At 67.2% G+C, this 19,245-nt stretch carries 12 protein-coding genes, 1 tRNA gene and 3 pseudogenes; 5 read left to right on the top strand and 11 right to left on the bottom strand.

Annotation, left to right across the window (positions count from 1 at the left end; all coding sequences use genetic code 11):
- Nucleotides 1-54 precede the first annotated feature (54 nt).
- Both N4G47_RS18400 and N4G47_RS18405 read right to left on the bottom strand, forming a co-directional pair.
- Nucleotides 55-1,356 carry an aminotransferase class V-fold PLP-dependent enzyme gene (locus tag N4G47_RS18400; RefSeq protein ID WP_475289320.1) on the bottom strand — a complete coding sequence of 434 codons (1,302 nt, stop codon included), beginning with the start codon at nucleotides 1,354-1,356 and terminating at the stop codon, nucleotides 55-57.
- Nucleotides 1,356-3,749: a TonB-dependent receptor plug domain-containing protein gene (locus N4G47_RS18405; protein ID WP_475289323.1), complete on the bottom strand. Its 2,394-nt coding sequence runs from the start codon at nucleotides 3,747-3,749 to the stop codon at nucleotides 1,356-1,358. Before N4G47_RS18405 ends, N4G47_RS18400 begins: the two co-directional genes overlap by 1 nt.
- A 201-nt stretch (nucleotides 3,750-3,950) precedes the next feature.
- On the opposite strand from N4G47_RS18405, the gene N4G47_RS18410 reads away from it, so the two are divergent.
- Genes N4G47_RS18410 through N4G47_RS18420 form a run of 3 tightly spaced genes read left to right on the top strand, consistent with a single transcriptional unit; the run spans nucleotide 3,951 to nucleotide 6,597 of the window.
- Nucleotides 3,951-4,778, top strand: coding sequence for an AraC family transcriptional regulator (locus tag N4G47_RS18410; RefSeq protein WP_475289325.1), 828 nt, complete (start codon nucleotides 3,951-3,953; stop codon nucleotides 4,776-4,778).
- 49 nt (nucleotides 4,779-4,827) lie between these two features.
- Nucleotides 4,828-5,871 (top strand): alpha/beta hydrolase family protein, encoded by a 1,044-nt coding sequence (locus N4G47_RS18415; protein ID WP_475289977.1) that lies wholly within the window; start codon nucleotides 4,828-4,830, stop codon nucleotides 5,869-5,871.
- A 54-nt stretch (nucleotides 5,872-5,925) separates the two neighbouring features.
- Nucleotides 5,926-6,597 carry a VOC family protein gene (locus N4G47_RS18420; protein WP_475289328.1) on the top strand — a complete coding sequence of 224 codons (672 nt, stop codon included), beginning with the start codon at nucleotides 5,926-5,928 and terminating at the stop codon, nucleotides 6,595-6,597.
- Between the two features lies 1 nt (nucleotide 6,598).
- Here N4G47_RS18420 and N4G47_RS18425 read toward each other — a convergent pair.
- The 3 genes and pseudogenes from N4G47_RS18425 to N4G47_RS18435 all read right to left on the bottom strand — a co-directional run bounded on the left by N4G47_RS18425 (nucleotide 6,599) and on the right by N4G47_RS18435 (nucleotide 10,418).
- A pseudogene (locus N4G47_RS18425) lies at nucleotides 6,599-8,003 on the bottom strand (TPM domain-containing protein).
- A pseudogene (locus N4G47_RS18430) lies at nucleotides 8,000-9,833 on the bottom strand (M3 family metallopeptidase). The pseudogenes N4G47_RS18425 and N4G47_RS18430 overlap by 4 nt, the downstream one beginning before the upstream one ends.
- A 72-nt stretch (nucleotides 9,834-9,905) precedes the next feature.
- Nucleotides 9,906-10,418 (bottom strand): hypothetical protein, encoded by a 513-nt coding sequence (locus tag N4G47_RS18435; protein WP_475289330.1) that lies wholly within the window; start codon nucleotides 10,416-10,418, stop codon nucleotides 9,906-9,908.
- An 81-nt stretch (nucleotides 10,419-10,499) separates the two neighbouring features.
- On the opposite strand from N4G47_RS18435, the gene N4G47_RS18440 reads away from it, so the two are divergent.
- The gene (locus N4G47_RS18440) at nucleotides 10,500-11,126 is read left to right on the top strand and encodes a YiiX/YebB-like N1pC/P60 family cysteine hydrolase (protein ID WP_475289333.1); all 627 of its coding nucleotides are present in this window, start codon (nucleotides 10,500-10,502) and stop codon (nucleotides 11,124-11,126) included.
- 68 nt (nucleotides 11,127-11,194) lie between these two features.
- Here N4G47_RS18440 and N4G47_RS18445 read toward each other — a convergent pair whose 3' ends face one another.
- The 3 genes from N4G47_RS18445 to ubiA form a co-directional block, all read right to left on the bottom strand.
- Entirely contained in the window at nucleotides 11,195-11,356 is a 162-nt protein-coding gene (locus tag N4G47_RS18445) for a hypothetical protein (protein ID WP_010482135.1), read from the bottom strand.
- 240 nt (nucleotides 11,357-11,596) lie between these two features.
- Entirely contained in the window at nucleotides 11,597-13,021 is a 1,425-nt protein-coding gene (locus tag N4G47_RS18450; RefSeq protein ID WP_475289337.1) for a short-chain fatty acid transporter, read from the bottom strand.
- Between the two features lie 160 nt (nucleotides 13,022-13,181).
- Nucleotides 13,182-14,006, bottom strand: a complete 825-nt coding sequence (gene ubiA, locus N4G47_RS18455; RefSeq protein WP_475289341.1) for a 4-hydroxybenzoate octaprenyltransferase — start codon at nucleotides 14,004-14,006, stop codon at nucleotides 13,182-13,184.
- A gap of 217 nt (nucleotides 14,007-14,223) precedes the next feature.
- Here ubiA and N4G47_RS18460 point away from each other — a divergent pair.
- Nucleotides 14,224-14,300: transfer RNA gene (locus tag N4G47_RS18460), tRNA-Arg, on the top strand.
- A 29-nt stretch (nucleotides 14,301-14,329) separates the two neighbouring features.
- Here the strand turns inward: N4G47_RS18460 and N4G47_RS18465 are convergent.
- The 3 genes and pseudogenes from N4G47_RS18465 to N4G47_RS18475 all read right to left on the bottom strand — a co-directional run bounded on the left by N4G47_RS18465 (nucleotide 14,330) and on the right by N4G47_RS18475 (nucleotide 19,107).
- Entirely contained in the window at nucleotides 14,330-14,548 is a 219-nt protein-coding gene (locus tag N4G47_RS18465) for a hypothetical protein (protein WP_475289345.1), read from the bottom strand.
- A gap of 232 nt (nucleotides 14,549-14,780) precedes the next feature.
- Nucleotides 14,781-16,135 (bottom strand): annotated as a pseudogene (locus tag N4G47_RS18470) (Gfo/Idh/MocA family protein).
- A 65-nt stretch (nucleotides 16,136-16,200) separates the two neighbouring features.
- Nucleotides 16,201-19,107 carry a TonB-dependent receptor domain-containing protein gene (locus N4G47_RS18475; protein WP_475289349.1) on the bottom strand — a complete coding sequence of 969 codons (2,907 nt, stop codon included), beginning with the start codon at nucleotides 19,105-19,107 and terminating at the stop codon, nucleotides 16,201-16,203.
- Between the last annotated feature and the right edge of the window lie 138 nt (nucleotides 19,108-19,245).

A 19,245-nucleotide genomic window follows, 5' to 3' on the forward strand; every position in this document is an offset into this window, starting at 1 on the left:
TTCCCCGGCACGGTTGGAATGTGCCAACCAAGGTTGGCACCCACCAAAGCAGGGTCAGGCCAACGCGGCCAGCGCCTGCACCAGCGCGTCCATCTGCGCCGGCCGGGTGAACACCGACGGTGTCACCCGCACGCAGGCGCCCGATTCCAATCCATCACGATGGGTGGTGAACACCCGATGTTCATCCAGCAGCCGCTTCTGCAATGCGATGTTGTCGGCCACGCTGGTGCGCCCGCGCAGACGGAAGCTGGCCAACGCACTGGCCAAGGCCGGGTCGGGTGACGACAACACTTCGATATGCGCCATCTGCCGCGCCGGTGCCGTCCAGCGTTCGCGCAGGTAGCGCAGGCGCGCCTGCTTGTTGGCCGCGCCGATGCGCTGGTGCAATGCGATCGCCTCCGGCAACGCCAGGTAGGCGGCAAAGTTGACCGTGCCGGTATGCACCCGGCTGCCGACGCGGCCATCGTCGGTCTCGCCCATGTACGGGTCCAGATCCGCCACGCGTCCGTTGCGCACGTACATCGCACCGACACCAACCGGCGCACCGATCCACTTGTGCAGGTTGATGCCAACGAAATCGGCCTTCAGCTGCGGCACCGCGTAATCGATCTGGCCGAACCCGTGCGCGGCATCGACGATCACATCGATACCGCGTGCGCGGGCACGCTCGGCGATCTCCGCCACCGGCAGCACCAGCCCGTGGCGATGGCTGACCTGGGTCAGCAGCACCAGCTTCAGGCGTGGCAGCCGTGCGAACGCCGCCTCATAGGCCTGCACGATCTGCGTGTGGTCCGGCACCGCCGGCAGCGCGATGCGCTCGACCTGCACGCCACGGCGCTGCTGCAGCCAGCGCATCGCGCCGATCATGCTGTCGTAGTCGATGTCGGCATACAGCACCTGGTCGCCGGGCTGCAGGCGGTTGTAGCCGCCGATCAGCGCCAGCATCGCCTCGGTGGCACCCCGGGTCAGCGCGATCTCGTCGCTGCCCACGCCCAGCAGTTCGGCCACCTGCCGCTGCACTGCCATGTACTGCGCCGGGAATTCCCGGCGCCCATACCAGGCGTTGCCACGGTTCACCTCGGCCGTATGGCGCTGGTAGCTGGCCAGCGTCTCGCGCCCCATCGCGCCCCAGTAGCCGTTCTCCAGGTGGTTCACTTCGTCGGTGATGTCGAAGTGGCTGGCCACGGCGGACCAGTAATCTTCATCGCGGGCCAGCACGTCCGGCGCCACGGTCGTTGCGGGAATCTGCATGGGTGCAGCGTAACGCGCAGCCGCCGTGGCAGGCAGTGAAGACAGAGCGGCCGCCGCCGGCAGCAAGGCACCGGCACGCAGCAGGTTGCGGCGACGGCGGTCCATCAGAAGGTCAGCCGATACTGCGCGTACAGATTGGCACCATCGGTGTCGTACGGCGCATTGCGCGAATACACCAGGCCACGGCTGGCCTGGAAGGTGGCCTCATCCGGATAGCGGTCGAACACGTTGTCGGCGCCGACGCGCAGGCTGTGGTGTTCGTTGATGCGATAGCCCACGGCGAGGTCGAGGAAGCTCATCGCGCCGAAGCGCTGGTAGATGTCGCCCACCGCGTTGCCGCTGGAATCAGTCCAGGCACCGTAGTAACGCATGCGCGCCATCAGCGACCAGGCGCCGATGTCCCAGCTGCCGGTGAGGCTGCCCTTGTGCTCGGGCAGGCGGTCTTCGAACAGCACGCGCTGGGTTTCGTTGGTGGCCACCGAGGTGCTGCCATTGTCCACGCGGGTGCGGTTGTAGTTGTAGGCCAGGGTCAGCGTCATGCGGCCGGCGCCGAGATCACGCAGGTAATTGCCCACCACGTCCACACCGGTGGTGGTGGTATCGAAATCGTTGGTGAAGAAGTTCACCGAGGTGTAGCCCAATGGATTCGGTGTGCCGGCCGGGATGGCAAAGCTGGCCGACTGGCTGAAGCGGTCGGTGAGCTTGATCTGGTAGACATCCACCGAACCGGACAGGCCCAGGTCGGTGCGCCAGGTCAGGCCCAGCGAGGCGGTACGCGATTCTTCCGGCTTCAGCGGCCTGGCACCGAGCAGCTGCGCCAGCGGATCGTTCGGCGACAGGCGGCCACTGGTGAAGATCTGCAGCGTGCGCGTGTCCAGACCCTGGCTGGTACTGGTGGTGTTGAGCTGGGCCGGCGTGGGCGCGCGGAAGCCGGTCGACACGGTGCCGCGCAGAGCCACATCCGGGGTGATCGCAAAGCGCGCCGACAGCTTGCCATCCAGTGTGCTGCCGAAGCTGGAGAAGTCCTCGTAGCGGCTGGCCGCGCCGATGCTCCAGCGCTCGCCCAGCGGCACTTCCATATCCACGTAGGCAGCCTTGCTGCGCTGGCTCCACTGCCCGGCCTGGCTGGCCGAGAAGCCCGGTGCGCCATTGGCATTGGCCTCCAGGCCGGCCACGGCGCCCGGACCCACCGCGTACGACGCCGGGTCGCCGGCGCGTACCTGGTAGGTCTCCTGGCGGAACTCGCCACCGAAGGCGACGTTGATCGGCTTGGACAGCGCGCCCACATCCCATTCGTAGTTGAAATCGGCGTTGGCGTTCTTCTCGGTCTGGGTCAGGCGGCCGAGATCGAACGCGGTCGGGCTGGCCGGGCCGAGCGAGGCATTGATCGAATTCTTCAGGCTGTAGTCGATGGCGTTGCGGCCATACGAGGCGCTGACATCCCAGCGCAGCTTCGGCGTGATCTCGCCACGCACGCCGGCCACCAGCTGCAGATCGTTCTGCACGTTGCCGTACTGCGGGCTGAAGCCCACCGGATAGATCGAGCGCAGGTTCCAACCCGGGAAGATCGGCGTGGTGCGGTAGGCACCGGTGGTGGTGTCCGGGTTGCGCCAGTTGAAATCGCTGACGCCATCACTGCGGCTGTACAGGCCGAACGCATACAGCTCCAGCGTATCGCTGGCGTTGGCCTTCACGTTGAAGCCGACGCGTCGGCTTTCCAGCTCCGGCTGGCCCCAGCGCTGCACCGGGTTGGGCACGGCCAGTTCGGGGTGCCCGGCCTGGAAGGCGATGGCATCCGGGCGCTGGCGGGTACGCGAGGTGGCATCGGAGTTGGACGATTCGGCGAACAGTACCAGGCTGCCGTAGTCACCCAGCGACCAGCCGGTGCGCGCACTGAAGTCGCGCGACGCGCCATCGCCCTGCGCATACTGCGAATAGCCGGCCGTGATCTCGGTGCCGGGGCCGTCTTCGAGAATGATGTTGATGACACCGGCGATGGCGTCCGAGCCGTACTGCGCCGATGCACCATCGCGCAGCACTTCGATGCGCTTGATCGCACTGGTCGGAATCTGCGCCAGGTCGGCCGCCTGCGCACCGCGGTTGCCGAGCAGCGCGCTGCGGTGGAAGCGGCGGCCATTGACCAGTACCAGGGTCTGGTCCGGCGACAGACCGCGCAGCGTGGCCGGGCGCACGAACACCTGGCCATCGGCCATCGGCAGGCGCTGCACCACGAACGATGGCACCAGCTGCGCCAGCACGTCCTTCAGGTCGGTGGATTCAACGGACTTGATGTCTTCCTTGCTGAACACATCCACCGGTGCCAGCGTTTCGAACTGGGTGCGGTTGGAGGCGCGGGTGCCGGTCACCAGCATCGCATCGAGCTGGGTCGGCGCGGCGCGGGTGCCACTGCTGGCATCGGCCTCCGCTGCCATCGCGCCTCCTGCGCTGGCCATGGAAAGGGCAAGGAGGATGGAACGCGAAAGCTTCGAACGATGCACGGCAGGGCTCCGGGAGAACGCGACAGGGCCAGCGCCAATGCGGACTGTGCAGGGCTGGACAAGGCGCGCAGTCTCGGTGCGATCTGTGAAGGAGGCATGACGTCAGTGCGACAGCTCGGTGCCAGCGATGCGCAAGAACTGCTAAACGCCGCGCCCGTCGATCCGCTACTGTGCCCGGCATTGAAATCGGGGAACGGCAGGATGAGCGCGGCAGGCAAGGCGTTGTGGTACATCGAAACCCATGCGGATCTGCCGCTGGCACTGGCCGATATCGCTGCGGCGGCCGGACTGTCGCCGTTCCACCTGTCGCGCCTGTTCCAGGCCCGCACCGGCACGTCGGTGGTGCGCTACCTGCGTGGACGGCGACTGACCGCTGCCGCGCAGCGCCTGGCCAACGGTGCGGGCGACATCCTGCAGGTGGCGCTGGGCGCCGGCTACACCACCCATGCCGCGTTCACCCGCGCCTTCTGCGAACAGTTCGGGCAGACCCCTGAACGGGTGCGCGAACAGGGCACCGATGGGCTGGCGCTGGTGCAGGCGATCCGCGTGGACGATGCGCCGACCGCCTGTACGCAGGCGCCGCGCCTGCTGGACACACCCGCCTTCCAGCTGGCCGGCATCGGCATGCGCCATACCCGCGACAGTGGCGGTGCGATTCCCGGCCAGTGGGCCCAGCTCAACCGCGAGTGGCCGACGCCTGCACCCGTCAGTTTCGGCGTGTGCTGCAACAGCGACGACGACGGCGGCTTCGATTACATCGCCGCGCTGCCGGTGGGCTCGCTTCGCCCTGTGCCTGCGCACTGGCAGCGCGTGGACGTGCCCGCACGACGCTATCTGGTGGCCTGGCATGCTGGGCATATCTCGGCCATCCGTTCGACCTGGTTCTGGCTGCTGGACCACTACCTGCCCGGCTCCGGCCTCAGCCTGGCCGATGCGCCGGACCTGGAACGCTACGACACCCGCTTCGATGAGCACACCGGCCACGGCGGCGTGGAGATCTGGTTGCCCGTGGACGAACGCCCCTGCTGACATGGAAGTGGATATGCACATGAGAACCACGGCCTTCGGCGTGCTGCTGATGACAGCCTCCCTTTGCGCCCATGCCGACGGCGTACGGGTGGCCGGCGAACGCCACGGCAGCACGACCGTGGCCAGCGCCGCGGTGCGCGATGCGCAGCACCGCGACAGCCTGCGCTACACGGTCTGGTATCCAGCGCCGGCCCGCAGCCGGGAAACCGCCCTGACCATCGGCCCACCCGATGCGCCGCTGTTCGATGTCGGCCGCGCGGCGATGGCGGCTCCGGTCGCCGGCGAGCGCCTGCCGACGCTGCTGCTGTCGCATGGCAATGGTGGTAGTGCACGCATGATGGGCTGGTTGGGCACGGCGCTGGCGCGCGCCGGCTATCTGGTGATTGCGGTCGATCATCCCGGCAACAACGGTGCCGATGAGATGACCCTACCCGGCAGCCTGCTCACTTGGCTGCGCGCGGACGATCTGCGCACCGCGTTGGCGGCGGTGAAGGCCGATCCGATTCTGGGACCCCATATCGACGCCCAACGGCTGGGCGTGGTCGGCTTCTCCGCCGGCGGTTACACGGCGCTGCTGGCCGCCGGCGCACGCCCGGATCTGCAACGCCTGCTGGCATTCTGTCGCGCGCATCCCGATGACGGCGTGTGCCAACCGCAGCAGGAAGCCGCCACGCACACAATGGAAGCACGCCTGGCCGCTGCGGCTTCGCCCGCGCTCGCTGCCTGGATCGCCGAGGCCGACAGGTCACGCACGATTCCCGGCGTGCGGGCGGTGTTCCTGCTGGCACCGGCCATCGTGCAGGCATTCGCGCCTGAACAGCTGTCCTCCTTGCGGCAGCCGGTGTCGATCCTGCTGGGCGACGCTGACAAGGTTGCCCCACCGGCGAGCAATGGCAACGCTGCGCAGGCAATGATTCCGGGTGCGACGCTGACGCGCCTGCCGGATGTTGGCCACTACGATTTCCTGTCCGAGTGCACTGCACCCGGCCGGCAACGGCTGGCGGCGCTGTGCAGCACCGTCGTGCCGAAGGCGCAGACCCACGCACAGACGATTGATGCGACAGAACGTTTCTTCAGCGATGCCCTGCGCTAGTGGCCGCCGGGCAGGGCGCGGCGCTACAGTAGATGCATACAGGGAGGATGGGCCATGCGTCTGCTGCACCTCACGCTGCCGGTGTCCGATGTAAGCGCGGTCGCTGCGTATTTCCACGATGTGCTGCAACAGCGCGTGGTCGGCCACCATGTGCACATCGGCTGGAGCACGATCGAACTGCAACCGGCCGAGGGGCGACCGGTTGGTGGCGTGCACCTGGCCTTCAATGTGCCCGACAACCGCTTCGGCGAGGCGATGACCTGGTTGCGCGAGCGCACGCCATTGCAGCGCAATCCTGCCGGGCTGGACTACTTCGCGCTGGAAAGCAGCTGGCAGTCGCAGTCGGTGTACTTCACCGGCCCCGACGGCCTGATCCTGGAGCTGATCGGTCGCCGCCGCCTGCCGGCCAGTACGCGCGCAGGCGCTTTCCACGGCAGCGAGCTGACCTGCCTGAGCGAGGTTGGCCTGCCCAGCCATGATGTTGATGCGGTGCGCGAGCAGTCCCACCTGCACTTCGGCCTGCAGCCGATCAGCCCACCTTCGGCGCAGTTCGCCCCCATGGGCGACGACGAGGGCCTGCTGATCGTGGTGGCGGCCGATCGCCGCTGGTTCCCGGAACAGAAGGACCTGCCCAATGCACAGGGCCTGCAGCTTCAGGTCGGCGATGTGGCGGGCCCCGGTGTTGTGGAAGACGTTGCGCTGGGCTGGCGGGTACGGGCAGCCTGAACTACCAGCTGCCCGACGCACCACCGCCACCGCTGCGGCCGCCGCCCCGGACCAACTGCTGGAACTGCTTGAGGATGCGCTGGACGATGTGCTGCTGGAGGTGCTGCGTTGGCCAGCGGATGAGCCGCGGCCACCGCGCACCCTGTCAGCCGGCAGCAGGGTGAAGATCCACACGAAGTACAGCAGCAGCGTGCCCGCACTCCAGCCGATTGTTGCCGCAAGACGTGCAGCCGGCTCGGCCCGTTCGATGGCCAGCAGTGCGCAGAGCGCGTAGCCAGCGCTCAGCAGCAACAACACCGCGAACCGCAGTGCAAAGCTGCGGCGATCCTTGTGCCAGCGCGCGCGGCCGGCCTGTACGAGGAAAAACACCAGCATCGCGGCAATGCCCACGGCCAGGTCCAGCAGCGTGTGCAGGGCCAGGCTGGGCGGCAACTGGCCCCGCAGCAGCATCACCACCAAGAAGCCCACACTGACCGCAAGCAGGCCCAGCAACACCACGCGCAGCGCGCGGCTACGACGCCAGCACCAGCCGAGCAGGCTCACCACCGGTACGCACAGCGCCAGCACGAAGCACAGCGCCGCCAGCGCAGCCCGGGGCGCCCACAGCGCCGCCGCCAGCATCCCCATGGCCACGACAGCGGTCACCAGCATCGGGCGGCCCCAGGCCGGCAACCGTTTCGCTCGCGCCTGCGCCGGGGTGGCCGCCGGCGATGTTCCGCGCCGGCGCTCGCGATGCCTGCGTGCGAAGTCGTCCGCTGTCTTTGCCGCCGGTCGTGTGGACGGCGAACGCCACAGACCGGCGAGGAAGCCGGCCAGCAGCGTCAGTGCAACCACCGAATCGGCGCTGCGCCAGTCCGGTGGGAGCACGTTGCGTGCCGACGGCTCTTCCCATTCCGGCAGCGCCTCGCCGTCGATCAGCGCGACCAGCACCTTGGTTCCTTCCAGGAGGCCCTGGTCGAGGTCGCCTTCGCGGAAGCGCGGCACGATCGCCTTGTCGATGATGCGCGCAGCGTAGGCATCGGGAATCGCGCCTTCCAGGCCGTAGCCGGTCTGGATGCGCACGCGGCGGTCCTGCACGGCCACCAGCAGCAACACGCCATCATCGACACCGTCGCGGCCCAGCTGCCACTGCTCGAACACGCGCTGTGCATACGCTTCGATGCCCTCCTCGCCAACGTGGTCGACCACCAGCACCTGCAGCTGCGCGCCGGTGCGCGCCTGCAGCTGTAGCGCCTGCGTATGCAGCGTGTTGCGGGTGTCCGCCGACAACGCATGGGCGCTGTCCACCACCGGATCATCCAGCGCAGGCACCGCAACGGCGGCCATCCCCCCAGCGGCAACAGGCACAGCAGCAGCCACAGCCATACCGTGGCCCGGGTCCGCTTCACCGCGCGCGGCCCGCTCATGCACCCTGCCCCTGCTCGATCCGCGCATGCAGTGCCCGCAGCTGTGCGGCCAACTGGTTGAACACCTGCAGATCGGCCTCCACCAGAGTCGGCCAATCCGGTGTCTGCCCCAGCAGTTGGGCCACCTGTTCGTTCGGCGCGCGATCAAAGCCTTCGCCCAGCACGGCCAGATAGCGCTGGCGGAAGCCCTCCGGGTCGCGCTGATCCTGCACATAGAACTGCACCGCCAGCAGACCCGCATACAGGTAATTGACCAGATAGTTCGGGTCGTCGTACATCAGGCGCTTGCTGATCCAGCTGCTGCGCAGCGGTGGGTAGCGCTCCGGCTGCTGGCCAAAGCGCGCCAGCACCTGCCCGGTGAGGGCATCAAGGTCATCGGCAGTGCCCAGCGACTGGGCGGCCACGCCCTGGTAGATCGACTGCTCCAGCTGCGCTTCCTCGGACGAGGTGAACAGCTGCAGCACCATGTCGTCCAGCAGTGACTTCAGGTAGTAGGCCCTGGCCCTGGGGTCCTGCGCCTGCTGGTACAACCGGTCGCGGAAGCGCAGCTCGTTGTAGATGGCGAACGCCTCGGTCAGCCACGGGCTGCCGTTGCGCTGCAGCGGCGATGCATGGCCACGCTGCATCCACTCACCGTGCAGGGCATGGCCGGCTTCGTGGGTGATCTCGACGTCGCTTTCCAGATCGCCACTGCGCACGCCGACGAACAGCATCGACGGCGCGCCGGGGGCATTGATCGGGAACGCATCCGCACTGCGGTCGCCACGCTCGGTGGCCAGATCCATACGGTGGTTGGCCGGATCAAGCAGCGCACGCAGTTCGGCGACGTACGCCGGCCCGAGAACCTGCATCGCTTCTGCGGCGTTGTCGCGCAGCTGCGCCCGTGTCAGCACCGGCGGCGTATACCCGGCGTCGGGCACCGTGGTATCCCAGATCTGTGGTGCATCGATGCCGGACTGCGCCGCGTGGCGCAGCAGCATGTCCTGGTAGGCGCGACGATCCCCGGCATGCTGTTCGATCGCCCGCAACGTGGCGTCCACCGTCGCTGCATCCAGGCCCATGTGCTGATAGCCCCGCGCCGGTGCCGAACCCTGCCCCTGCAGGCGCGCGGTCGCATCGTTCACCTGCACCAGGCCCAGCAGCACCGAGGCCATCGGTTCGCGGCGCGATTGCAGGCCCTGCCAGTAGCCCTTCCAACCGGCCTCGCGCAGCGCGGTCGCGATGCTGGGCCAGCACCTGCCTGTCGCGCCCGGTATCCCAGTGCTGCCCGTCGCGTTCGATCTGCGGGTACTCGGCCGTGCGCAGGATCTGCCCACGCAGGCGCGCGAAGCTGTCCAGCGCAGGATCGGCCAGGGCATCCACGGCCTGCTCCAGCGCGGGGTTGACCGGGGCGGCGGCTTCCTTCAGCGCACGCGCGCGAAGCAAGCCATAGGGCCGCGCCCAGGCAGCGTCCGCAGGCACCTCGCGCAGCGCGGCGCGGCCGGTACGGGCGATGCGGCTGCACAGCCCCATCACCTCGTCCAGCGCCTGTGCCGGGCGATGATCGCGCGCATTGCGGGCGGCCTGCAGGTGCAGGTAGCTGTGATGGCGCAGGCACTGCGCTTGCATCGCCTCGGCCTGCTGGAAGCGCTCCTCGGGCGCGATGCCGGCCGCGTGCTGCAGGGTCTCCAGCTGCTTGCCCAGTGCCTCACGGGCGGTCTGTTCAGCCGGGGCGCTGGCGAAGTAGGCGCGGTCGTCGGCGCGCAACGACTGCGCGCCCAGGCCGGTGAAAGGCGCCATCGCCAGCAGCACGGCGATGGCGGTGGTGGTGCGCATCCTGCGAGCGTGCATCGGCATCTCCCTGCCTGGACCAGGCGTCGAGCCTAGCAGCCATCCGCCTTCCCCGCCTGTGCGGGTCAGGCATCAGATCGCCTCATCCTCACGCTTGACCAGCGTCCAGCACGGCGCCTGCGCAAAGGTATAGGTCTGCTGGTCGCTGCTGTCCGGCGTGCGGATCTGTACCTGGCGCTGTCCATCGGCCAGCGTGCTGACCTGCAGTTCGCGCCCCTGCCCGGCCAATGCGGCCGGATCGGGCATCACCGGCCATTCGACGTCGGCCAGCGCCAGACGGCTTTCCACCTTGCGCGGTTCGGGTTCGGCCTCGGGGTCGATGTAACTGTCCAGCAGTGGATCGGCGGTGGCTTTTTCCTGCAGCGCGATCTCGCTGCCGAAGTGCGCCAGGAAGGCATCGAACTCCGGGTATGGGCAGTCCGCGCTCGCGCGCGCCGGTGCGCGCTGCACCACGGCGGCCGTGGTCGCCGGCGCCGGTGCGGCGGACGCGGCTTCGGCGGGAAGCGCCTGCGGAGCAGGTGTGCAGGCCGCCGCACCCAGCCCTGCGACAAGCACCAGTACAGCGGATGCGCGATAGCGACGCATGGGATCATCCTGAATCCGGTTCGGTCGCCCCATGCTACCGCGCGCCCTACACTTGCAGCATTCCACCTGTCCGGGACTCCCATGCATCGCGTCCTGCTCCTGATCGGCCTGCTGCTGCCCGCGCTGTGGCCGACCGTGGCGATGGCCGTCGACCTCCACCAAGGCGACCTGCTGTTCGTCACTGCCGGCCACAGCGGCCTGAGCGCGGCCATCGACGATGCCACCGGCACGCAGGGCAGCACCGGCTTCGACCACGTGGCCCTGCTGGCTGCCACGGCGAAGGGCTGGGAAGTGCTGCATGCCGACGAGAAGGGATCGCGCCGGCAACCGCTGTCCGCGTTCCGCCAGGAGGCGCAGGCCAAGCAGCGGCAGATTGTGGTCTATCGCCTGCGTGCACCGGAGCGGAACGCGATCGAGGATGCGGTGGCCACCGCGCGCACGATGCTGGGCAAGCCGTACAACACGTCGTATGTGTTGAACGAGGACAGCTACTACTGCTCGGACTTCATCGAGCGCGCGTTCCGGGCGCACCACGTGTTCGCATTGCAGCCGATGAACTTCCGCAATGCGCAGACCGGCCAGATCGCCCAGCACTGGGTCGACCTGTACCGCGGCATGGGCATGGACGTGCCGCAGGACCAGCCCGGCACCAACCCCAACGACATGTCGGCCACGCCGGTACTGCAGCGCGTCGGCGTGCTGGAATAAGCGAACTGGAACAAGCGAAGCCCCGCACAGGGCGGGGCTTCAGCGGTCACACTGCGCGTGCGGCGCGGTCATTCTTCTTCGTCGTGGCCGCCCTGCTGCTGGTTCTGGTTGCGCTTCTGCTGTTCCTGCTGCTGTTGCTGCTGCTGGTCGCGGCCACGGCCCTGCTGCTGATCCTGCTGGTTCTGCTGGCCCTGCTGCTTCTGGTTCGGGTTCTGGTTCTGCTGTGCCATGTCCGATCTCCAAAGCCACGCGCGGAATGCGGTGGACGTGGCCATCGTCTGCAGCGGTTGGTTAATCACGCGTGGGTGCGCGGCTACATCCATGTGTACGGGCGTGAATGAACACGCGCGAACCCTTGCGGCACAAGCCACTGAAGGATTCATGCGGGTTCGGCATGTGCTCATGCCCGGGTCAGCCGGGCACGCATTCATGGCTTATGCGGGTGGAAACACGCGCTGAACGGATCGGCTTCAGGGCATCACCGGCGGCACATAGGTCAGGGTCATGCCCAGCAACCACAGCAGGCCCAGCACCAGCGGGATATGCACCAGCAGCTGGATGAAGGTGAAGCCCACGATGTCGCGCGCCTTCAGGCCCAGCACGCCCAGCAGCGGCAGCATCCAGAACGGATTGATCAGGTTCGGCAGCGCTTCGGCGGCGTTGTAGACCTGCACCGCCCAGCCCAGGTGCGCCTTCAGTTCGTTGGCGGCCTGCATCACGTACGGTGCCTCGATGATCCACTTGCCGCCACCGGACGGCACGAAGAAGCCCAGCACCGCCGAGTAGACGCCCATCACCAGCGCGAAGGTATCGGTGCTGGCCACGTGTACGAACAGGCTCGACAGCCGGTGCGCCAGCGTCTGCCCGTCACCGCCGGCGGCGTGGGTGAGGATCATTGCAATGCCGCCGTACAGCGGGAACTGGATCAGCACGCCGGTGGTGCTCGGCACTGCCTTGGCCACCGCGTTGAGGAAGCTGCGCGGGCGCCAGTGCAGCAGCAGGCCCAGCGAAATGAACAGGAAGTTGTAGGTGTTGAGGTTGGCGATGGCGGTGACCAGCGGCTTGTTGGCGAACTCGTTGAACAGCCAACCAAAGGCGAGGAACGAGAGCAGCACGGTCAGCAGCGGGCTGTACTCCAGCCATTCGCCAGGACGGGTGCGCTGCTGCAGCGGTTCCGGCTCGGCCTGTGCGGCGCCGGGGAAATCCTCGGCGGTACGCGCACTACCGGCAGCCGGCGCGGTGAGCCAGGCAATCAGCAGCGAGACCAGGATCAATGCCGCGGTCAGTGCGATCGACTGCCACAGGAAGATGGTTTCGGTGAACGGCAACACGCCGGTGATCTCGACCAGCCCCGGCGGCATGCTGGCCGGGTTGGCCTGCAGCTGCGCGGCCGACGAACTCAAGCCCATCGCCCACACCGCGCCCAGCCCCAGGTAGGCCGAAGCACCGGCGGCGCGGTAATCCATGCGCAGTTCGCTGCGGCGGGCCAGCGCGCGCACCAGCAGGCCGCCGAACACCAGCGAGAAGCCCCAGCTGAGCAGCGAGGCCAGCATGCTGATCAGGCCGACGTAGACCACCGCGCCACGACCGGTACGCGGCACCCGTGCCAGGAAATCGATGAAGCGCGCGACCACCGGCGCGGTGGCTACCGCGTAGCCGCCGATGACCACGAAGGCCATCTGCATGGTGAACGGAATCAGGCTCCAGAAGCCGTCGCCGAAGGCAATGGCGGTGGCCTGCGGAGTCGAGCCGAAGCTCATCGCGGCCAGCGCGACGATGACCACGCCGAGCACCGCGAACACATACGCATCGGGGAACCACTTTTCCGCCCAGGCGGCCGAGCGCAACGCCGCGCGCGCCATCCAGCCGTCCTGTACTGCTGCCGTCGAGGCCATCACCTACCCTCCCAGGTTCGATGAGCGGATTCTGGGCGGTGGGCTGCAGGCTGTCAGTCGCCTATTGGTCGTAGAGTCGAGCTTGCTCGACTGCTCTGGCTTGGGCGCGAAGAGCAGTCGAGCAAGCTCGACGCTACCCCGGTAGTGCCGGCCGCTGGGCTCAACGCAGCGCCAGGTCCACGGCGATGCCGGCAAACAGCGCGGCACCCACCCAGTTGTTGTGCAGGAACGCCTTGAAGCACGGGCCGCGCTCGCGCTTGCGGCAGATCCAGAACTCGTACACCACCAGCGCGGTGGCCACCGCCACGCCCGCCAGGTAGTAGCCGCCCAGCCCGCCGCGCACGCCGACCAGGGCCATGGTGGCCAGGAACAGCGCGTACAGCACGCCCTGGATCACCAGGTCCAGGTCGCCAAACAGGATCGCGGTGGAGTGCGAGCCCATCTTCAGGTCATCCTCGCGATCGACCATGGCATACCAGGTGTCGTAGGCGGTAGACCACAGGATGTTGCCGGCATACAGCAGCCAGCCCAGCATCGGCACTTCACCCTGCACGGCGGCAAACGCCATCGGGATGCCCCAGCCGAACGACATGCCCAGGTAGACCTGCGGCAGATGGGTGTAGCGCTTCAGGTACGGGTAGCTGGCGGCCAGGAACACGCCGATGAAGCTCAGGCCGATGGTCAGCCCGTTCATGGTCAGCACCAGCCCGAACGCCACCAGCATCAGCACCGCGAACAGGGCCAGCGCGGCGCGGCCACTGATCGCACCGGTGGCCAGCGGGCGCGCCTTGGTGCGTTCCACGTGCGGGTCGAGCCAGCGGTCGGCGTAGTCGTTGATGACGCAACCGGCCGAGCGGGTCAGCCACACGCCAGCGGTGAACACGAACAGGGTCCACAGCGGCGGCAGGCCGCCGGCAGCCAGCCACAACGCCCACCAGGTGGGCCACAGCAGCAGCAACGTGCCGATCGGGCGATCAGCGCGCATCAGACTCCAGTAATGCCGCCAACGCGGCGTCGCCGGCGACTGCGGCGAAGTGAGGGGGTATCAGCCATGCCGATAGGATACTCCTGGCCCTCCGGCAGGGCTTTGCATGACGGGGGAGATTTGTTCGGCGAAACTGGATAGAATGCCCGTCCCGCACCGCTTCATGGCGCTGCGATGCCCGCCCCGGCACTGGCCGACGGCGCGGCGGTTCTACAACGCGCCCGTAGCTCAGCCGGATAGAGTAGTGGCTTCCGAAGCCATTGGTCGGGGGTTCGAATCCCTCCGGGCGCGCCATCTTCCCCTGCTCCACCCCGTTCCTGCACCTAGGGCATGCGTCGAGCGTAGCTTCGATTTGGGTCCGGTGTGGCACGGCAGATCCGGCTGCGTGCGTGCCTGATCATGCCGGGCAACCAGCACAGCACCGACAGCAGGGCCAAGATCGCGGCCAGCCAGAACCATCGGCCCAGGGTGTAGGCCCAGATCAAGGGAAATACAGCCAGCATGGCGATGAACTGTGTGTACAGCAGATAGAGCGTGTGCATGCCCAGACGTGGGTCCGAGCGCAGCACCACGCCACACCCGCGGCAAGCCGTCCTCGCTTGGCGTTTCCCTGCGGAGTGCAGTGGAAACCGCTGGCCTGCGGCGGCGCAGAGTGGGCAGGTGAAGGTCATCAATCGCATGCGCTGTCTGCCCTTGCACATCCTGATGGATGCCACAGCATACGGCGGATGCAGCAACGCCGGGCATGGCCCGGCGTTGCCGTTGGTACGCAGATCAGTATTTACCGTCGAACGCGAAGATCGGCTTGCGCTGCTTCCACGCACCGGCGGTGAAGTCCGGGAACTCCAGCGTCTGGAAGCTGTTGGCGATCGACTGCTCGCTCAGGGGGTGATCGCGCTCCAGGTCACCGCGTCGTAGATGTCGATCGGCATCGGCGCCCTGGCCTTCAGCGCTTCCACAAAGGCGTGGATGACGAACCAGTCCATGCCACCGTGGCCGGCACTGGCGGCGGTATCGGCATTCTGCTTCCACAGCGGGTGCTCGTATTCGTCCTGGTACTTCTTGAACTCTTCCCACTGGTGCGGCGGGCTGCGGCCTTCAATGTGGATCGAGTGGTTCACGTCCATCCACAGGCCCTTGGTGCCCTGCACGCGGAAGCCCATCGAATACGGGCGCGGCAGCGAGGTGTCGTGCTGCAGCAGGATGGTTTCGCCGTTCTCGCAGGCCAGCGTAGTGGTGACGATGTCACCCAGCTTGAACTTGACCTGGGTGCTGGGGTGGGTGGTGCCGCCACTCTTGGCCACGGTGTACTCGTGCAGACCACGGGCCTTGGTCGCGAAGGCATTGATGTGGGTGAAGCGGTTGCCGCGGTTGATGCCGGTGTACATCGCGCACGGGCCGATGCCGTGGCTGGGGTACAACTCGCCGTTGCGCTCCACCGAATGCTCGGTGCGCCAGCGCGCTTCGCTCCAGCCCTTGGGGCCGAATTCCACGCCGCTGTCGTAGGGCTGGTTCGGGTCGCCGGAATTGAACTTCACCCCGCGCAGGTCGTGCTGGTAGCCGGCCTGCAGGTGCACCAGCTCGCCGAACAGGCCCTGCCGCACCATCTGCAGCGCGGCCATCACGTCGCGCCGGTAGCAGACGTTCTCCAGCAGCATGTACGGCGTGCCGGTGCTCAGCTGGGTCTTCAGCACATCCCAGTGGTCCTGCAGGGTGATGCCGGCCACCACTTCGCAGCCCACGGCTACGCCGGCCTGCATCGCGGCAATCGCCATCGGCGCGTGGTATTCCCACGGCGTGGCAATGATCACGCCATCGACGCCCTTCTGTTCCAGCAGGCGCTTCCAGGCGTGGGTGTCGCGGTCCTGGCCGTAGGTCTTCGGCGCCGGCTTGCCGGCCTTGGCTACCATCTCCATGGCACGGCCGAGCATGATCGGCTCGATGTCGCACAGCGCGACCACCTCGACGTCGTCGCGGCGCACCAGTTCCTTCAGCAGCACCAGGCCGCGCATGCCGGTACCGATCATGGCCAGGCGCACCTTGCGCCCGCGCGCCCATGCCGGGGTCTGCGGCAGCAGGCTGCTGGCGGCGACTGCGGCACTGGCCGCGATGAACTCCCTACGCTTCATGGCAAACATCTCTCCTCTTGGCAGCGTGCCGGCCGCAGCCGGCACGCCAGGTCACGCAAACGGAATTACTTGAACCGGTAGCCGATGGTCACACTGTAACCACGGCCGAAGATGGTTGCGTAGTCACTGGAGTCACCCAGGAAGCTGTTCGGGTCGTAGAACGGCAGGCGATTGAACAGGTTCTTGACGGTGAAGCTCAGGTTCCAGGCATCATCCGGGCGCCAGGTGACGCTCATGTTGGCGGTCCACCACGACGGTGCGCCGTCGCACTTGCTCTTCTGCAGGGCCAGGTAGCCGCCGGTGCAGGTTTCCTTGTTGTTGCTCTCTTCGTCGATCTGGTCGGTAGCCCACTTGGTGCCACCCACATAGTTGACGAACATGCTGGTGGTCACCTGCTTGTAGGTCCAGTCAGCGTTGAGCGTGGCACGCAGGCGCGGGTTGTTGTAGTAGCCCACCACGTCGCCGTAGTACCAGCCGTTCTCCGCATCCATGTAGAAGCGGTTGCGGTTGGCAATGGTGGCGGCCAGGCCGAGGTTCAGGTTGCCCCAGTCACCCAGCGAGAAGCGGCTGCGCGCATCGATGTCGAAGCCATCGATCAGGGTCTTGCCGCGGTTCTTGTACTGGCCCACCACGCTGGCCACGTTGCCGGCCGAGTAGCCCGGCAGCACCGACGGGCAGCTCACGCCGCTGGCCGGGTCCGAGCACATCGAGGCCAGCTGCGCCAGGTTGGCGCGGTCGCTGTCGGTGATCGGCGAGCGCGACATCGAGATGATGTCTTCCATGCGGCGGTAGTCCGGCGCGACGATTTCATTGTCGCGGTAGATGAACCAGTAGTCGGCCGACACCGACAGCCAGGTGGCCGGCTCGTAGACGAAGCCGAGGGTGGCGATCTTGGCCTTCTCCGGCTTCAGGTCCTTGTTCGGCTGGGTCATGCGTGCCACGGTGCGGCTGCAATCGACGTTCAGCAGGTTCTTGCCCAGGTCGACGTCACCCGGCCGCTGCGACTTCAGCAGCAGGTTGGCGATGGCATTGGTCTCGTTGCAGCGCAGCTCGTCGCGGAAGCCGCCCAGCTGCGCGAACACGCCACCATTGCCGGACTCGGCCAGGCTGGGTGCGCGGAAGCCGGTGGAATAGGTACCGCGCAGCATCAGCTGGTCGAAGGCCTGGTACTTGAAGCCGATCTTCGGTGCCACGTTGGCGCTGAAGTTCGGGTACTTGTCCACGCGCACCGCCGCATCCAGTTCCAGCTTGTCGGTAATCGGCGCCACGGTCTCGGCGAACAGCGCATAGGTGTTGCGCTTGCCGTCGAACCACGAGCCACCCTGCTGGGTGATCAGGCCGTTGGCGGCGTCGGCGTTGCCCGGGGTGTAGAAGGTTTCGCGGCTGGCGTTGAAGCCGAAGGCCGCGCGCATCTCACCGGCCGGCAGCTGGAACAGCGGGCCTTCGATCTTGCCGTCGAGGGTGTGCAGGCGGGTCCACGACTGGATGTCGAAAGTCGGGAACGCTTCACGGATCAGCGCGGCGTTGGCTTCACTGATTTCACCGAACTTGTACGCCGGGTGGTCGGAGATGATCACCCGGCCGGTGCCCGGATCGATCGTGTACGGACCGAAGGCCTTCTCGAAGCCCTTGGTGTTGACGTTGATCGTCTGGTAGGTGGTGGAGTGGGTACCGGCGCTGGCGAACGCGGTTTCCCAGTTCCAGTCACCGCGGCTGCCACGCGCACCGGCCAGCACGCGGTAGCTCTTGTCGGTGTTGCGCTGGCCGAAGTAGCTCGGGCCGGCATCCTGCAGCAGGTAGTTCAGGCCGACCACGCCGCCCATCATCGCCTTCATCTGCGGGCTGGCGTGGTTGTACTCGTTGTTCGGGCCCAGGAACGGGTACAGGAACTGGTTGACGTTGTTGCCGGTATTGCGCGAGAACCAGCTGGTCGGGTTGCCGGTGGTGGTGCCGTAGGTGCGCGGGGTGCCGCCGTTGGCGCGCAGGTCGATGTCGGTGTAGGTCGCCTCGGCGAAGATCTCGGTGCTGTCACCGACCAGGAAGGTGCCGTTGAGGTAGGCGGTGTTGCGCTCGGACTTGGCGCCGGCATCGATCTCGTTGTTCATCCAGGTTTCCCAGACGCAACGCGGACCGGCCGCTTCACTGGTCAGCACGTTCTTGCAGCCCGGCGCGGCTTCCTGCACGCGGCGGCCGGTGACCGGATCGAAGGCGAAATAGCTGCCGGGGTTGAACTCGCCCGGCTTGCTGCCCACGCCCAGGCGCAGGTTGTTGAGATAGTTCGGGTTGTTGACGTAGTACTGGTCGGGGCGCTTGTCGTAGAAGTCGCTCAGCGGGATCGCGTCGCGGCGGTACATGTTCACCGCGCCGTAGATGTTGAAGCGGTTCTCGGTCAGGTCGCCGAAACCTGCGGTGATGCTGGCCTGGCGCTCACCGTAGGAGTCGATGCGCGAAGAGGTGTCGTTGGTGAAGGTGATCTCGGCGCCCTGGAAGTTGCGCTTGGTGATCACGTTGATCACGCCGGCCACCGCGTCGGTGCCGTACACCGCCGAGGCGCCGTCGGTCAGCACTTCCATGCGCTCGATGGCGGCGGCCGGGATCGCATCGATGTTGACGAACTGGGTCTGGAAGCCGGCCGGTGCGCCGTAGTACGACAGGCGACGGCCGTTCAGCAGCACCAGCGTGCCCTGCGCGCCCAGGCCACGCAGGTTGGCCTGGGAGGCACCGTCGGAACCGGTGAACAGCGAGCGCGCATCCTGCTGTGCCGGGCGTGCAGCCGGCAGGTTGTCGAGCACCTGCAGCAGCGTGCGCGCGCCCATGTTCTGGATGTCCTGCTTGCTGATCACCTGCACCGGCGAAGCGGTTTCAACGTCGGTGCGGCGGATGTTGGAACCGGTGACCTCGATGCGAGCCAGGTCGGTGGCCTTGTCCTTGCTGTCCTGGGCGAAGGCGGGAACGGCGACCGACAGCAGCACGCCGGCGATGGCCAGCGACAGCGGAGCGATCGAACGACAGGGGGGCGGTGGTGGCGTGCGGGCAACATCGGGGTTCTCTCCTGGCAGGGGTGCAGCGCAAAAGTGAGCGCGTAGGCGTTCGGCGGGCAAAACGCTCCC

It is taken from the genome of Stenotrophomonas sp. GSD10, assembly GCF_056172695.1.

What these genes read in the sequence shown, in the direction of transcription:
- N4G47_RS18440 (WP_475289333.1), top strand. Translation starts at nt 10,500, where the DNA reads ATGCATCGCGTCCTGCTCCTGATCGGCCTGCTGCTGCCCGCGCTGTGG.
- N4G47_RS18400 (WP_475289320.1), bottom strand. Translation starts at nt 1,356, where the DNA reads ATGGACCGCCGTCGCCGCAACCTGCTGCGTGCCGGTGCCTTGCTGCCG.
- N4G47_RS18435 (WP_475289330.1), bottom strand. Translation starts at nt 10,418, where the DNA reads ATGCGTCGCTATCGCGCATCCGCTGTACTGGTGCTTGTCGCAGGGCTG.
- N4G47_RS18445 (WP_010482135.1), bottom strand. Translation starts at nt 11,356, where the DNA reads ATGGCACAGCAGAACCAGAACCCGAACCAGAAGCAGCAGGGCCAGCAG.
- N4G47_RS18465 (WP_475289345.1), bottom strand. Translation starts at nt 14,548, where the DNA reads ATGCACACGCTCTATCTGCTGTACACACAGTTCATCGCCATGCTGGCT.
- ubiA (WP_475289341.1), bottom strand. Translation starts at nt 14,006, where the DNA reads ATGCGCGCTGATCGCCCGATCGGCACGTTGCTGCTGCTGTGGCCCACC.
- N4G47_RS18410 (WP_475289325.1), top strand. Translation starts at nt 3,951, where the DNA reads ATGAGCGCGGCAGGCAAGGCGTTGTGGTACATCGAAACCCATGCGGAT.
- N4G47_RS18415 (WP_475289977.1), top strand. Translation starts at nt 4,828, where the DNA reads ATGACAGCCTCCCTTTGCGCCCATGCCGACGGCGTACGGGTGGCCGGC.
- N4G47_RS18420 (WP_475289328.1), top strand. Translation starts at nt 5,926, where the DNA reads ATGCGTCTGCTGCACCTCACGCTGCCGGTGTCCGATGTAAGCGCGGTC.
- N4G47_RS18450 (WP_475289337.1), bottom strand. Translation starts at nt 13,021, where the DNA reads ATGGCCTCGACGGCAGCAGTACAGGACGGCTGGATGGCGCGCGCGGCG.